Below are 13,691 nucleotides of genomic sequence, written 5' to 3'. Positions count from 1 at the left end.
ACGGCCAAACCAATAACTGTGAGAAGTCTGCGCATGTTGCACCCCCTTAAAAGATCAGAGCGGGGGTGCGGAACGAAGTTCGGGCCGAATTGTGTCCGCAGATTACTGGCGCGCCGAGAGCGCTACTTTGAGCGCAACAGACGCGCCGCGCATGTTTGGTGGATGCCGCAAATCACCGGCGATTCATAGTCGAGCATCCAGCCATCGACAAAGAGCGGCACCAACGAGTGCTCTCCCGTCAGCCCAAACGTCTCCATAACCTGCGGCGCCAGTTCAGCCGCTATTTGTCCGAGTGGAGCGCGGTCCTGCCAATCAAAACGCCCTCCATTGGCCTTGCACCAGATGCGACCTGATTCAACCGGGTGATCGGTGCCGCCGCGCTCTAAAGATTCCCGTAACGGGGCCGTTAATACGCACGTGTTCCCTGAAATCGGAGTGCGGAATGATCAAAGCAATTGGCGCAGCGGCAGCAGCAACGTTTTTTGTTTATGAGGCAGCGACGATCGGCTATTCCGCGCTCATGCTCGCCGTCGCTGTGCCGGCTGAGCAGCGGTGTGAACGTGATGCAATGGAAGCTGCGCTTCAGATGGAGCGTGATCCGCAAACGGCTGATTCGCAATTTGTGGCTGTGGGCAACACGTGTCAAAAGTCAGTGTCGATCATCAGCGCTCTGTTGCCTCCCGGGCTCAAGCCATAACCGACAGCCCAGTCTTCACTTGACGCTTGAAGCGATGTTGTCTGGCGACGCGTCTCGCTAGCTCTCATCGATTGGGACTTCGTAGCGCGTGCCACAGGCCTTGCAAACGACCGGCTCAATACTTCCTTGTGCATCGAGTGGTACAAGCGGCTGCTCTTCGCCGTTAAGGAAACAGACCGGGCAGGGGAGATGCCCGTGCGGCCCTAGCTTGGACCAACGGTCGACAAAGTGTTGAATCTCCATAGGCGGCGCGTCGATCGCCTCAAGATGATCCAACAAGACGTGGAAAAGCGGAGCATTCTGCATGTTGCCTCCGTAGGCGGTATGCAAAAATGTTACCCGGACGTACACGCGAACGTGAGCTCAGCCTCCTGCGGCGTCCACCCGCGCATACCATGCGTCTGCATATCAACCTGATGCATCTGCTTCCCTTGTTGGGTGCAGTACTCATCCGCGCGCTTTAGGCTCGACGCCTTTACCTCACCCCATGGCGTCATGCCGCCGCGGACTTGGGTCGTGACAGTGTAATGCCCGTCGCCAGCCGGTGTTATATCGGTGACCGTTGTGCATGCAGCGAGCATGGTCAGGCTCGCAAGAGCTATTTTCGTTTTCATTTGAATCCCCCGATCGCACGTGATTGTGTCGCTTCTGAGGGAAGCCGGCAACGTATTATGCTTCGGTCGAAATCTAGGAGGCGATCCGATGGCAAAACAGCAATCGCTTGACCGTTACGAACTCTATGAGCAGGTCTGGCAATTCCCTATGATCAAGCTCGGGGAAAGGTACGGCGTCACGCGCGCGACCATCAAATGGGCCTGTACGCGCATGGGCATCCCACTGCCTCATCAAGGATACTGGGCGCATCTAGCCGCTGGACTTGCAAAGGCTAAAGCACCTCTACCGCCGCGCAGTGCAGATCAACCAAAGACGATCAGCCGTGCCGATCTCCTGAAGCAGGAGCCACCAAATCGGCGGAAGGGCAACCATCGGCAGCGCTCCCGTTGGATTGAGGAGCGAAAGCGTATCCTCGAAGAAGACATTAAACGTGCCAATCTGATGATGGAAGTCGATGGCTGGCATCGTGCTGAATCCATCAGGCGCTATCTCGGCGAATTGGACAAGCGTGTTGCGTTGGGAGGGACGCCGGCCGAAGGCTATGCCGAATGGCGAGCGTGGACCGAGCGGTGCGCTATGGATCTCGATTATTCCAGCTCGCGTGTCGAGACTGCGCCAGGAAGATGAATGCGGCGTCCACGCTCAGCCCTCCTTCAGGGAGCCGTCAGGATTCGGCTTCAGGCTCCCGTCCGGGTTCAATGCCTGTGGCTGCCATTTCTTTCTTGGTGGCTCGACATTCGCCTGCTTGCCCTCGATCGCCGAGCGGGGAACAGTCGGCCGTCCTCGAGCATTGACCCAGAACGGCAGCCCAGTTGTGCGCAGCCATTCAGCCTGCAATTGCTCACGCGTCTTGCCTCGCCGCCCCGTTCGTATGCCTGTGAGTTCGGCAATTTCCTCGGGTGTTAAAAAAGTTTCGCTCATTGCGATCCGACTCCGTGTCTCCGCGCCATCTCCCCGGCGTTGTCGGCATAGACCGCGATGGGCTCGACGAAGTAGCGATTCCCGATGCGGATGGGCGGCGCCACGATCAAGCCGAAGCGGCGCCAGTTGTAGAGGGTATTGCGGTCAGGTGCGTACTCGCCGAAAGACCCGCTTTGCCCACGCTTCGAGAGGGATCAGTTTGGGATGCTCAGTTGCCATGGCTGATGTTCTCGTTACTCTGGGCCAGTAGTGCATCGATACTCTCAGCAGTGACCCTGCTGGCGCGGCGGCCGATCTTTATCTTCGTCAGTTTGCCAGCGTCGACCAGTCTATAGACTGTCGCTCGAGAAACGCTCAGCAGCCTCATAACGTCGGTTATGCGGTATAACTTGACGGGGGTCTTGTCCACGATCATGCTTCCAGTGCGAGTTGTCAGCGAGCGCCGGTCATGCGTCGAATCTTCTGTACCACTGGGTCAAAGTACTCGGCATCCGGGCTACAGAAATGGCGATTGCCTACCCGGGCAGGCATCGGATAGATCAGGCCATTCTTGACCCAGTTCCGAAGCGTATTGGCACAGGGCGCGTACTCGCCAAATGTCTCTTCTGCCAATACGCCGACGGGTATCAGCTTCGGTCTCCGTTTTGTTGCCGTCGCTTTCGTACTCGGATCCGGTTTCGGCAGCATCGCACCAATCTCTTCAAGGTTGCGCTGGTGGTCTTCGCAGCTAAGCCGAACGCGTTCGATGAAGGGGAGTTTGCGGCGTTCCTTCTCCTCATTCAGCCACTCAAGATACTCCGTGACGTTCAGTTCGAACTGTCCCTCGCCAACTCTCCGGAAGTGCCGGTCGCGCTGGATACGACCGTTCCGCATCTGACTTTTAATTATCCTCAGATTGCGATTCATTACCGCTGCCGCCTCCTCGAGCGGTAGCCAACGGTCAACTTTCTTGTCGGCCATCCTAGCCTCCTGCATGACAATCTGGGCATGCTACAACATCCCTATTTTTCGGACGGAGTATGACGATGAGTGCGATTGGCAAAAAGCGCACCAGTGCGAAGGAGGCGGCCGAATTCCTCGGCGTGCCGTACGCAGCAATCAGCCGGATCGACAGAGCTGGAGAGTTCATCAAGCGTTATAAGCTCGGACACAAGACGTATGTCTACGACCTCGCGTCTCTGCATGCATTTCTCGAGGCCAAACTCGTCAAGCCGATCCCAAGTCCGGTCAGGCGGCCCCGCTCCCGACGATCTGACGTTGCGGTCGGGTTGTCAGGTGAGCAGAGGGAGTCGTTGCGGGATTTTTTCAACAAGACCCTAGAAGAGATCCGCGAACGCGAGCGCCGGTCGAAAGACCGTTAATGTTTACAAATTTCCGCTTGACGTCTGTGCGCCAGGTAACTAACCTACAACTGTCGCTTTAAACAAGAGCGACCGGGTTTGACAGCCCGGAAATGTAGGCGGACAACCGCCGCTCTGTGCGGTTTTTTTACGTCCGTTGTATCATCACGCTTACCCACTTTACGGGTGGGCTGTGGTGGGGGAGCGCTTGCGCTCGCCGGTGCCTACGTTCCGGTCTGTCAACCCTGTCACAGCCTGCCCACCCCGTTTGACAGCGCCAGGGCAGGCTCTTACTAAACGTAGGAGTCCGCACCATGACTACCAAAGCATCCGCTCGTCCTGAGCAATCCAACGACAACACGCAACCGCCGGCCGAGAAACGCTCGCTGGGACCGGTGACGCCATCCACCGTTCTCAGTTTCCTGTTCAACCGCGTTCGGGATTTTGACGCCGACGAACTCCGGTTCCTGAGCGGAGCGGCGGACTGTGCCAGCCACATGGCGTACGGCCTTGCCGATACCGTCTCGAATATCGGTTGCCTGATCAACGCGGATTTCACGCCCGGTCGCATGCGTGCCGGAAACTTCGAGATCCCCGACAACGTCAGCAGTCTGCTGTTCGTAGTCGCAGACCAGGTCCGCGTCATCAGCGAGCTCACCCAGATCGGCTCCGATGCGTCTTCTATGCTGCGCCACCGGGAGAGCAGCCGTGTCTGAGCGTCCTTCCCTTAGCGCGGACCGGTGGATGATGGACGATGGTCCGGAATTCATGCGCATCCGCAACGCAGCGCTTGCCGATATCTCGCGAGCATCGCGAGCCCTTGCGACGATCGGCCGCATCCTTCATAACTCCATCGGCGATGATTGCGATGGGGAGATCTGCAGCTCAATCAGCAACTACGACAATCAGAATCTGGCGGGAGCCGTGGAGTGCCTGAGCGACCTCATCTATTGGCATATCGAAAACGAGTCCTTTGACGCAGGCCAGGTAGAAAATCCGAAGCGGGAGACCAGGAATGTCTAAGCCCGTCAATCTCGCGTCTTTACCAAAAGACGAAGCGCTCGTGCTGTCCCGCGTCGACGGCCGTGCAATCTTCGGCGACGTCGACGCTGTGACCCACGTCTATTCTGAGTTGATGAGCCACTGGCTCTCCAAGCGTATGCCGCGGGCTGTCGGTCAGTCCGACGAGGAGTTTGGGGATCTCGTCGAAGAGGTAGAAAAGGAGTTCAACGCTGGTGTCGACGAGGCCGTTAGCGCAGTTCGTGAGGACGGTAAATCCAGGGAGGTCATCAAGCGCATCGACGATCTAGTGACCGCCCGGAGCATGTTTGCATTCAGGATTCAAGCTGTGGTGGCATTCATGGTCGAGGCGCTTCCCGACGACGCGGCCGATCAACTGCCAGTGAAGTTCACACTGACTGGTCTTCGCGACGATCTGCATCAACTCGGCGAGAACCTGTTGGACCTTGTGCATGAGGCTGAACATGGCTGACATCCTGCACATGCCACCGCGGCCTCTCCGGAAGGGCCGGCGCCGCGAACGTCCGACCGAGGGCGCTCCGTTGGCTCCGGTCATCGATGGCCCCCAGTTTCTGGAGCCCAACAAACCGACGTACGCGGAGGTCAAGGCGGCTGTCGACAAGCTTGCCTATCACTTGCTAGGAGCGATGCGGGCGGCAAAAGAGATTTTCCCGGCATACGAGTGACGGAGGCGTCGGCGCTCGCAAGAGCGCCTACTTCATCCAGTCTGGTTGCCACTCTGGCTCAGAAGGCTTGGCCGGCTTTTCTCCGAACAGCCGCTCTACATGGGATCGTAGAATAGCTACAGAGCCGTCCGGACGGATCTTGTGCTGCACGCACATACCGTTCAGCACCCGGATCCGCGCGGAGTTCCGGCACTTGCCGGTGAGGTCGGTAAGGTCGTCTTCGGTCAGGAACATCGTTGTCACCGCTGGCTCCGTTGGAGTGACAGGAAGTTTGCAATAATAGTTCACAACCGCGCCTAGCCCGACGGGGCGAAAGCAGGGCTCCCTTACCCTGTTGGCGCGGTTCCACATTCAAGGGTGCGTGAGGGCGCAATGTTTCCGTTCGAAGAAGAAATCTCCGCGTTGGGATTTGGCGGGAAAAACTACGTCAGAGATTGGGTGCGTACAAATCGGCCCCATCCGAACGTCGCAACCTTTATGCGACGAGGAAGCGCTTTTGCACGCGCTCCTTACAGTGAAAAGATGCTGCGCTCGAAAACTCGAGAAGCTCCTTTCAGGCGAGCCACTGAACTGAAGGCGGCAACTCGATCACTATGGCACCTGTTGACACGTAGTCACATAGCGAAGCTTGATTTGTTTTCCGCTGACTTCGTCGACGTCTTTGTCACCGGGGACGTAACAAAGGCCTGCAATGCAGTCTTCCAAAAGAAAGGATGGTCCAGCCATGTCTGGGCGCCTGAGTTCGTCGAACGATCATCGTTTAGGGCCGCGATTGGAATGGCACTGATCATCTATGCCTTCTATCTGCATCGTGCCTATAAGGCCGGCGACATTGATGCAGTGATCACGCAATGCGCTGACGCGGCAAACCTACTAGTCTTGGATCTGGAGAAGAAATCATCGGTCAAATATCGCCAGGTGAAAGCCGCATTGACAGTGATGCCTCGACAATTTGCCTTGAAAGGAGCGGCAGCGAAGAAAGAAAAGCGCGAGCCAGTTCGTCGATACGCCCTGCAGCTTGCCAACGAGGGTAATCATCGCAGTCGTCGGCAAGCCGTCCTCGCAATCAAGGATCTGGTAATTGCCTACGCGACGACAATACCTGGTGCTTCAATGAGCGCGCAGCAGGCCGAAAAGACGATTGATGGCTGGCTTAGAGACATGGGATATACCCCGTCTGCAAGCAAACAGGGTACGTCTGCAAGCAAAGGTAGTACGTCCTCAAGCTAACGATCTATATCGGAAAGTCAGCGAGGGACATTATTCGCTCACCAACATTCCCACGGTGAGCTAATATGCAAAGTCCCAACGCGCCGGTCCTCCCTGAGGTCGGCCTGCTCAAGTGGCGCCAGATAGCGCCATTCCTGCCTGTCGGCCGCGAGACTTGGCGCAAGCTGGTTCTCGCCGGCAGGGCTCCCCAGCCAGTCCGCTTTTCCAAGACCTGTGCCGCCTACTATGCGGCCGAAGTACACCTCTGGCTGGCCGATCCGATAGGTTATCGCGCCACGATGGCTGAAAAGCAGGCTGCCTAAGGCATGGCCTCCCTTCTCAAGCGCTTCATCATCGCCGCCTATAACCACGGCGTCTTGCCGCTTTCGGCAACAGGCTTCCTGATCCGTTCTCTGGGACTGGCGGAGCGCTGATGGAACTCGAACTTCATCCTCTGTGCACGCTTTTCCCGCGCCTCGAAGGTACCGAATTCGACGCGCTGAAGGCGGACATCAAGACCAACGGCCAACTTCAGCCGATTGTCATTCACGACGGCAAAATCTTGGACGGTGGCAATCGGTATCGGGCCTGCATTGAGCTTGGCATCTCCCCACTGATTGCCGAAAGGGATCCGTCGAGCGAGTTTGGCGTTGTGCCGGGCGCTGCGCGGCTCTGCCGCGTTGGTAGTTTTCGGTCGAATTGACAAATTCCGGTAATATTGCGGGTCGCCGCCGTGCCCAAAAAAGGGGCAGACTGGGCGGATCATTGCATTGAACCAGAGAAGAGTGCGTCGTGAGCGAAGTAATTGAAGTGACTGAATATAAGAGCTGGGTCTGCCTGATTTGCGGCTGGATCTACAACGAGGAAGAAGGTCTGCCCGAGGAAGGCATTGCGCCGGGCACGCGCTTCGCCGCAATTCCCGAAGACTGGCGCTGCCCGCTGTGCGACGTGGGCAAGGCTGAGTTTGCGGTGGTGGAGTTCTGAGGCGGCTTTATCCGGTCGCCGGAGCGCCGCGTTGATCTGTTTGCGCGCGCCGACGGTTCGCACGGCCCAGCAGGCTTTGACTGCTGGGCCGTTTGCTTTGTGGGACGGGCTTCGGCGCTTTTCGCGCGGCCCTCGTCCCAGTTCGACCTTTCGCTAAATGGACTTAGGAACTGAAGTCGAAAGCGAATCAGCATGTGCGACGCGGATAAGGTGAAACGTGCGACGCAATTCGAAGCCAAGACGCTCATACAATCCAATCGCCGAAATGTTGTCACTGAACACGTGGAGAAACGGCGTTGCCCCTCGTTGCCCAATTTCTCTGCGCAAGACTTTTACGAGCCGGCCAGCTAGACCATTTCCGCGATAATCTTCATCTACGCAAACGGCGCTGATCTCGACGTATCCGTCGACGCACATCCGTTCGCCCGCCATGGCAATAAGACGCCCCCGCTCGCGGATCCCAATGTAGTTGCCCATCTCGCGAGTTCGCTTGCCGAAAGGGCCGGGCTTGGTCTTTTGAACCAGGTCGAGCATGTCTTTCACATCCGCGTCACCCAGGCGGCTTACCTCGTGGTCGTCCGCGCTCCCTGCGTCGCGGTGCCGGGCGATCATTTGATGGATCACGCCCACGTCCGTCTTTTGAAGCCCGTCGATTGGACCGGTCGATTCATTGGATAGCAGGACTGCCTGCTCGTGAGGCAACAGAAGCTGAAGAAGCGTCTGGTATGCCGCGGGCGTTTCGCGTGCCAAAGCAGCAAAGGGCGCCACGTCGGGGTGGTATCGACGGGCAAGCGCCTCTCCATATCCAAGGTGCGCCTGCTTCGTTGTGAGGGCCACCCAGATCGGACGGTCCAGGTCAGCTTCTATTGAACCACTCATACTTTCTCCTTTTGCAAGCGCAGCTGTGTGTTGGTGGATTGGCTGAACGTTCAGCCAGCGCATTATCCTGGCCGCATTGCTACGCAGTCTAGACGTCCGATCGGAGCGAGGCTATAGTCGCAAATGACATTAATGGCGTTATTTGCGACATGCGATTGGTCATCTTCGCGCTTGACGGCCTGTTCGACACCGGGCTCACGGTACTACTGGATACTTTTGCGACGGCCAACGAACTGGCCGCCGCCCAGGGATTCGCCGCACCACCCTTCGATGTAAGGCTCGTTGGCGTGCGCCGACGCATCCGTACTGCGCATGGCTTGTCGACTTCAGTCGAACCGGCAAGCACCGTTCGCCGCCCGGATTGGGTGGTGGTGCCCGCGCCGAATGTCAGGCAACCGGAGCGCCTGATCGAGGCGCTGGAGGGTCCAGACGCGCGCGACGCGATGGCGCACCTGCGTACGTGGCACGCTGACGGCGTCGGCGTCGCGGCCGCCTGTATCGGTACTTTCCTGCTGGCCGAAGCCGGGCTTCTGGATGATCGCGAGGCAACCACCACGTGGTCACTGGCGCCTTTCTTCCGGCAACGCTATCCGGCCGTCAATCTGGATGATTCACGCATGGTCGTCGCCTCGGATCGCGTAGTGACGGCGGGTTCCGCGATGGGCCATCTCGACCTCGCGCTATGGTTGCTGCGTCAGGCAAGTCCCGAACTTGCGACGCTCGTTGCCCGCTTCATGCTCATTGACAAGCGTTCATCCCAGGCCGAATACATCATTCCCGATTACCTCGCCCACGCCGACCCGTTGGTCGCGCAATTCGAGCGATGGGCTCGCGACAATCTTTCCTCGGGGTTTTCGCTTCAGGCGGCAGCGGCTGCGTTGTCCGTCGGACCGCGCACTTTGCAGCGCCGTACCGAAGCCGTGCTTGGTAAGTCGCCACTGGCGTTCTTCCAGGATCTGCGCATCGAACGGGCGCAGAACCTCGTCTCGATTGGCTACGACCTCGAGACCATTGCGAGCGAGGTTGGCTACGCCGACTCGGCGACATTGCGGACTTTGCTGCGTAAGAGGCTCGGGCGGGGGGTGCGAGAGCTTCGCGCCGAAATGCGGTAGCGTCCCGGCGACGGATTGCGTTCTGTCTCTCGTCGATCTCGACTTCTTTTTCTCTTACCCAAGCCTCGGCAGCGCCTTTCGTTCTGAACGTTTTTGCTATACTCTGTGCCCTCGTTGGCGCACCTTGGCGCGCCAACGAGGGCCGACTGGCAGGATTGAAGCTGTGATTACCCGTCTCGAAACGCCCACGGGACAAGCCCAAGGCGATAGCAGAACGGGGTCGGTCGTCTCATTGCAAAGGTCCATCTCCCTGTAGTTCAATGGATAGAACAAGTGCCTCCTAAGCGCTAGATACAGGTTCGATTCCTGTCAGGGGGACCAACTAGCTTCCCAGCAACACCCAGATTTGCCTAGAAAAGCCCCGTATGCCTTGCGCTGCGGGGCTTTTTGCTGCCATCATTGCCCATACCTTCCCAACACAAACCAGAATGGTTGGGGGTATCGGTGGGTGTATCGCCGAATACCCCCAAATTTGATACCCCCAACATCATGCCCAAGCAAATCGCGCCGCTAAGCGAGCTTCAGGTGCGCAAGGCCAAGCCCGCAGAACAGCCCTATCGACTCGCAGATGGCAAGGGGCTCTATGTCCAGGTGATGCCGAACGGCTCGCGTTATTGGCGCATGAAGTATCGTTTTGACGGGAAGGAAAAACTGGCATCGTTCGGTGTTTACCCCGAAGTCAGCCTGGCGGATGCGCGGAAAGCGTGTCTGGCTGCACGGCAACTGCTGACCGCCGGCAAAGACCCGTCTGAGCAAAAAAAGGAAGTGAAGCGCGTTCGCGCGATCGAGGCGTCGTCAACGTTTGAAGTTATGGCGCGCGAGTGGTTCGAGTCGCAGAAAGCTGGCTGGACCGAAGTTTACGCCGGCAAAGTGATCAATTCGCTGGAAGTCGACGCGTTCCCAAAAATCGGCGCCAAACCGATCGGAGACATCGAAGCGCCGCACATGCTGGAGATCATCCGGACGATTGAGGCCCGCGGCGTGCGCGAAACGGCCAAGCGCGTCCTTCAGCGCTCCCGCGCCGTTTTTCAGTACGGGATCATGACCGGACGATGCTCACGCAACCCGGCCGCCGACATTGACGCTGAAACCGTGCTGAAGAAAGGCGCCGGCGTCAAGCACATGGCGCGCGTCAAGCCGATCGAGATCCCGCAACTCATGCGCGATATCGCCGGCTATCAGGGCGACGTCGTGACGCGCCTGGCGCTCCGATTCATGGCTTTGACTTTCGTGCGCACGACCGAAATGATCAACGCCGATTGGACAGAGATCGACGAAAAGGCTCGCGAATGGCGGATTCCGGCCGAGCGCATGAAGATGCGCGATCCGCACATCGTGCCTCTTTCGGAACAGGCGCTCGAAGTCCTTGCGGAATTGAGGAAACTCAACGGCGCCGAGAAACACGTCTTCTACAGCGTTCAGGGTAGGAGCCGCGGCCCCATTTCCAACAACACCATGCTCTTCGCCCTGTATCGCATGGGATACAAATCCCGGATGACCGGCCACGGGTTCCGTGGGCTGGCGGCGACGGTATTGCGCGAGATCGGTTACAGCCGCGACGTCGTCGATCGACAACTGGCGCATGCGGAACGGAATCAGGTAACGGCTGCTTATGTGCACGCGGAGTACCTGCCTGAGCGCCGCAGGATGATGCAGCAGTGGGCGGATTATCTCTCCGACCAAACACGCTCATGAAAACAGTGTTTCTGCTTCTGGCCCAGTATGACGCAACGGCTGTCGTCCCTATCGATCTCGTATGTCGTGATTATTTCCCACACCTCAGCACTGACAAGCTTATTCGCAAGATAAACATTGGCGAGGTGAAATTGCCGATGATACGCATGGAGCGATCAGCAAAGAGTGCCAAGGGAGTTCACATTCAGGATCTGGCCGACTACATCGATGCACGCCGAGCGGAAGCGATAAAAGAACTTGAACAGATGGGCGTTCGGATCTGAACCTGCTAGTATTCGTCCATTGCCCGCCGCGAGCGGGCTTTCGCACATTCAGCTCTCGAAACTGAGGTGTGACATGGCAGGTACAGCGCGGCGCCGGGCGGACCGGGCGCGAATCAGAAGGAATCGCAGCTACTACTGGTGGGGCCGTCGACTAACGTCGGAGGAACTCGGCAAAGTCGTCGACACTCCGACGCCCTGCAGTTGCTGGATGTGCGGCAACCCCCGGCGACATCTAAAAAAAGACAGGCTCTCTGTCTGGGAGCAACGCTGGTTCCAGGAGGGGACGATGAGTGACGAGAACCGAAATCTGATTGTCCAAAAAGCGAAAGCTTTGCTGCACCCGATCGCGAATGAGGCAGAGTACGACGGTGCTGTGTCGGTGCTGAACGCACTCCTTGATCTTCCGGAGTCGAGCGAAGGCGGGCCACTCGCGGGATTGCTTGTCGCGCTGGGCGAGTTCATTGGCGACTATGAGGATGCCCGCCGGGCGGACGAGGTCCGAGATGAGTCGTAGCCGACGCAAAATTCCGATACTGGGGATCACTACAGCTGAGACGGAGGCCCCGGCAAGGCAAAGTGGCATCGTCGGCATCGCCGCGAAGAGCGCGTGCGACTGAGCGCTACAGGAGATGACTACGTTGCGCGCAGTCACCGCGAACATTCCGACCCGTGGTCGATGGACAAGGACGGGAAGAAGTATTGGGCCGGTGCGCTTGGGTCTAAGTACATGCGCAAATGAACCTGGGCAGACGAGAAGACGCGCGAGCCGAGTTGCTCTGCGATCTCGTTGTAGCCGAACTGGTAGCGATTGCTGGCACTGCAGAATGGCTGCGCGCAGACCACCTCGCTGAACCGAGCCGCATCTAGTGGAAGGCAAACGGAGAGCACCCGGCCCGGCTGGGTCGCGACCGGTCTCGCACTATTTATCGATGAGTGACCAGAGGCCGCGCAGAAGGAATGCGAGCAGTTGACAGGGATTCGTCGTGACCTCGCCATGCGAATCGATACGGAGAGACTCAGTGCCCAACGAATTAGCTTTGCAAGTAAAGACCGCCCCGTACGTCACGATCGCACTGGCCGCCATAATTACTGGCCTAAGCCAGAAAGCGATTCGCAGGAAGATCGAAGACGGGAAATGGGTTGAAGGTCGGGAGTACCTGCGCTCACCCGATGGGGGCATCTTTATCTCTATGAAGGGATTCGAGCGGTGGGTAGAAAGTGGCGGTCGTTGAGCCAGTCGCAGAAAGCGAAAAGCCCAGCGAGAGGCTGGGCTTAGATCGACGCTCCAGTTGATGGAGCCGCTGCCGCACCTCAGATGACAGATTGAAGTGCGCCAGCGGGGGAAAGAATGTTTAAGCGCGATACCCAGCGTCGGATAAAATTCAAAAAAATACGAGGCGATTCTATGGCTGAATTTCTTGGTGTGCCTGACGTGATTTGGTCCGGTGTAGTTGCGTCATGCATAACTCTTGGCGGTGTTTGGCTTTCTAATCGAGGCAATACGGATCGCCTGGTCAAGCAGTTCGGTCATGACGAGAGGGAGAAGGCGAGGCAAAGGAAGGCCGACCTGCGCAGGGACGTCTACCTCGAATTCGTCGCCGAATTTTCGACCGCTAACGCACACACTGGGAAGCTACCGGAGATAGACATAGCTTCCGTCAACCCTGCCGCGGGCATCCAACCGTTTCTAGCTTTGGCTGCAAAGGTCCAACTTATCTGCACAAACGAGTCTGTCAACGCTATCACTCAGGTTATGGCAGCGTTTATGAGCCTCTTCACACGGGCGTCGGTCAAAGCACTCCCGATTCAGAACCTTGCAGCCGAAATTCGCAGCATAAACGCTGTGTACGAAGATTCACAGACCGAGATAAAAAGGCTTCTGTCAGCCATGCGGTCATTCACCGAAGCTGTCAAAACCGACGACATCGCGTTCGGTGTGCTATCACGGTCCTTCAAACAGCAGCAGGAATTCGCGAAAAGTCTTGCTGACAAGCGTGCTGACCTTTCGAACAAAAAAAACGAACTCCATGCAGACTATCTAAAATTCACAGTTGCAGAACTCTCCCCGATCATCGACTTAGTTGTTCCGGCCTCAGTCGCCCTTCGGCGAGAACTCGAAGTAGATGACGATGGCGACGATTTTGAAATTCAAGCCAGAAAGCGCGCCAATATCATGAAGGATCAAGTGCAGTCAGTAATAAACGAATTCCTCGCTGACATCAGGACTCATAGCGACGCATAAGCCTAGCGCTGCGGTGACGTCGACGCCA

At 57.7% G+C, this 13,691-nt stretch carries 24 protein-coding genes and 1 tRNA gene; 18 read left to right on the top strand and 7 right to left on the bottom strand.

Features of this window, described 5'->3' with window-relative positions:
• The first annotated feature begins 442 nt into the window (after positions 1–442).
• Entirely contained in the window at positions 443–697 is a 255-nt protein-coding gene (locus RI103_RS14095) for a hypothetical protein (protein ID WP_310812583.1), read from the top strand.
• A 57-nt stretch (positions 698–754) separates the two neighbouring features.
• Here the strand turns inward: RI103_RS14095 and RI103_RS14090 are convergent, their stop codons facing one another.
• Positions 755–1,003: a hypothetical protein gene (locus RI103_RS14090; RefSeq protein WP_310812582.1), complete on the bottom strand. Its 249-nt coding sequence runs from the start codon at positions 1,001–1,003 to the stop codon at positions 755–757.
• Positions 1,004–1,399: 396 nt separating this feature from the next.
• Between RI103_RS14090 and RI103_RS14085 the strand changes: the two genes are divergently transcribed.
• Positions 1,400–1,939: a hypothetical protein gene (locus tag RI103_RS14085; protein ID WP_310812581.1), complete on the top strand. Its 540-nt coding sequence runs from the start codon at positions 1,400–1,402 to the stop codon at positions 1,937–1,939.
• 15 nt (positions 1,940–1,954) lie between these two features.
• Here RI103_RS14085 and RI103_RS14080 read toward each other — a convergent pair whose 3' ends face one another.
• The 4 genes from RI103_RS14080 to RI103_RS14070 all read right to left on the bottom strand — a co-directional run bounded on the left by RI103_RS14080 (position 1,955) and on the right by RI103_RS14070 (position 3,193).
• On the bottom strand, positions 1,955–2,233 hold the full coding sequence (locus RI103_RS14080; protein ID WP_310812580.1) for a DUF4224 domain-containing protein: 279 nt from the start codon (positions 2,231–2,233) through the stop codon (positions 1,955–1,957).
• Complete coding sequence (locus tag RI103_RS39635; protein ID WP_409076944.1) at positions 2,230–2,337, bottom strand: hypothetical protein; 108 nt, start codon at positions 2,335–2,337, stop codon at positions 2,230–2,232. Before RI103_RS39635 ends, RI103_RS14080 begins: the two co-directional genes overlap by 4 nt.
• A gap of 104 nt (positions 2,338–2,441) precedes the next feature.
• On the bottom strand, positions 2,442–2,642 hold the full coding sequence (locus RI103_RS14075; protein ID WP_409076943.1) for a helix-turn-helix transcriptional regulator: 201 nt from the start codon (positions 2,640–2,642) through the stop codon (positions 2,442–2,444).
• A 23-nt stretch (positions 2,643–2,665) separates the two neighbouring features.
• Positions 2,666–3,193, bottom strand: a complete 528-nt coding sequence (locus tag RI103_RS14070; RefSeq protein ID WP_310812578.1) for a hypothetical protein — start codon at positions 3,191–3,193, stop codon at positions 2,666–2,668.
• A gap of 65 nt (positions 3,194–3,258) precedes the next feature.
• Between RI103_RS14070 and RI103_RS14065 the strand changes: the two genes are divergently transcribed.
• The 5 genes from RI103_RS14065 to RI103_RS14045 all read left to right on the top strand — a co-directional run bounded on the left by RI103_RS14065 (position 3,259) and on the right by RI103_RS14045 (position 5,279).
• Positions 3,259–3,594 (top strand): hypothetical protein, encoded by a 336-nt coding sequence (locus RI103_RS14065; protein ID WP_310812577.1) that lies wholly within the window; start codon positions 3,259–3,261, stop codon positions 3,592–3,594.
• A 293-nt stretch (positions 3,595–3,887) separates the two neighbouring features.
• Positions 3,888–4,289 (top strand): hypothetical protein, encoded by a 402-nt coding sequence (locus RI103_RS14060; RefSeq protein ID WP_310812576.1) that lies wholly within the window; start codon positions 3,888–3,890, stop codon positions 4,287–4,289.
• Between the two features lie 28 nt (positions 4,290–4,317).
• On the top strand, positions 4,318–4,596 hold the full coding sequence (locus RI103_RS14055; RefSeq protein ID WP_310812575.1) for a hypothetical protein: 279 nt from the start codon (positions 4,318–4,320) through the stop codon (positions 4,594–4,596).
• The gene (locus RI103_RS14050) at positions 4,589–5,065 is read left to right on the top strand and encodes a hypothetical protein (protein WP_310812574.1); all 477 of its coding nucleotides are present in this window, start codon (positions 4,589–4,591) and stop codon (positions 5,063–5,065) included. Before RI103_RS14055 ends, RI103_RS14050 begins: the two co-directional genes overlap by 8 nt.
• Positions 5,058–5,279, top strand: a complete 222-nt coding sequence (locus RI103_RS14045; RefSeq protein ID WP_310812573.1) for a hypothetical protein — start codon at positions 5,058–5,060, stop codon at positions 5,277–5,279. Before RI103_RS14050 ends, RI103_RS14045 begins: the two co-directional genes overlap by 8 nt.
• A 27-nt stretch (positions 5,280–5,306) precedes the next feature.
• Here the strand turns inward: RI103_RS14045 and RI103_RS14040 are convergent, their stop codons facing one another.
• Positions 5,307–5,513, bottom strand: a complete 207-nt coding sequence (locus RI103_RS14040) for a DUF4224 domain-containing protein (RefSeq protein ID WP_310815239.1) — start codon at positions 5,511–5,513, stop codon at positions 5,307–5,309.
• Positions 5,514–5,651: 138 nt separating this feature from the next.
• Between RI103_RS14040 and RI103_RS14035 the strand changes: the two genes are divergently transcribed.
• From RI103_RS14035 to RI103_RS14020, 4 genes are all read left to right on the top strand, one after another.
• On the top strand, positions 5,652–6,509 hold the full coding sequence (locus RI103_RS14035) for a hypothetical protein (RefSeq protein ID WP_310812572.1): 858 nt from the start codon (positions 5,652–5,654) through the stop codon (positions 6,507–6,509).
• A 65-nt stretch (positions 6,510–6,574) separates the two neighbouring features.
• Positions 6,575–6,811: a transcriptional regulator gene (locus RI103_RS14030; RefSeq protein ID WP_310812571.1), complete on the top strand. Its 237-nt coding sequence runs from the start codon at positions 6,575–6,577 to the stop codon at positions 6,809–6,811.
• Positions 6,812–6,921: 110 nt separating this feature from the next.
• On the top strand, positions 6,922–7,191 hold the full coding sequence (locus tag RI103_RS14025) for a ParB N-terminal domain-containing protein (RefSeq protein WP_310812570.1): 270 nt from the start codon (positions 6,922–6,924) through the stop codon (positions 7,189–7,191).
• 89 nt (positions 7,192–7,280) lie between these two features.
• Positions 7,281–7,472 (top strand): rubredoxin, encoded by a 192-nt coding sequence (locus RI103_RS14020; RefSeq protein ID WP_007175738.1) that lies wholly within the window; start codon positions 7,281–7,283, stop codon positions 7,470–7,472.
• A 153-nt stretch (positions 7,473–7,625) separates the two neighbouring features.
• Here the strand turns inward: RI103_RS14020 and RI103_RS14015 are convergent, their stop codons facing one another.
• Complete coding sequence (locus RI103_RS14015; protein ID WP_310812569.1) at positions 7,626–8,351, bottom strand: GNAT family N-acetyltransferase; 726 nt, start codon at positions 8,349–8,351, stop codon at positions 7,626–7,628.
• Positions 8,352–8,500: 149 nt separating this feature from the next.
• Between RI103_RS14015 and RI103_RS14010 the strand changes: the two genes are divergently transcribed.
• The 7 genes from RI103_RS14010 (at position 8,501) to RI103_RS13980 (ending at position 13,663) form a co-directional block, all read left to right on the top strand.
• Entirely contained in the window at positions 8,501–9,463 is a 963-nt protein-coding gene (locus tag RI103_RS14010) for a helix-turn-helix domain-containing protein (protein WP_310812568.1), read from the top strand.
• Positions 9,464–9,709: 246 nt separating this feature from the next.
• Positions 9,710–9,784 (top strand) — tRNA-Arg (locus RI103_RS14005).
• Positions 9,785–9,952: 168 nt separating this feature from the next.
• Entirely contained in the window at positions 9,953–11,158 is a 1,206-nt protein-coding gene (locus RI103_RS14000) for a phage integrase central domain-containing protein (RefSeq protein ID WP_310812567.1), read from the top strand.
• A complete protein-coding gene (locus RI103_RS13995; protein ID WP_310812566.1) occupies positions 11,155–11,421 on the top strand; it encodes a pyocin activator PrtN family protein in 267 nt (88 codons plus the stop codon). Before RI103_RS14000 ends, RI103_RS13995 begins: the two co-directional genes overlap by 4 nt.
• A gap of 286 nt (positions 11,422–11,707) precedes the next feature.
• Positions 11,708–11,935, top strand: coding sequence for a hypothetical protein (locus RI103_RS13990; protein ID WP_310812565.1), 228 nt, complete (start codon positions 11,708–11,710; stop codon positions 11,933–11,935).
• A gap of 505 nt (positions 11,936–12,440) precedes the next feature.
• Positions 12,441–12,653 (top strand): excisionase, encoded by a 213-nt coding sequence (locus RI103_RS13985; RefSeq protein WP_310812564.1) that lies wholly within the window; start codon positions 12,441–12,443, stop codon positions 12,651–12,653.
• Between the two features lie 173 nt (positions 12,654–12,826).
• The gene (locus tag RI103_RS13980) at positions 12,827–13,663 is read left to right on the top strand and encodes a hypothetical protein (RefSeq protein WP_310812563.1); all 837 of its coding nucleotides are present in this window, start codon (positions 12,827–12,829) and stop codon (positions 13,661–13,663) included.
• Positions 13,664–13,691: the final 28 nt, after the last annotated feature.

This window comes from Paraburkholderia sp. FT54, from assembly GCF_031585635.1.
In the GTDB taxonomy this organism is placed as follows: domain Bacteria; phylum Pseudomonadota; class Gammaproteobacteria; order Burkholderiales; family Burkholderiaceae; genus Paraburkholderia.
The sequence above is the reverse complement of the archived record's forward strand: the minus strand, read 5'-3'. Positions and strand labels throughout refer to the sequence as shown.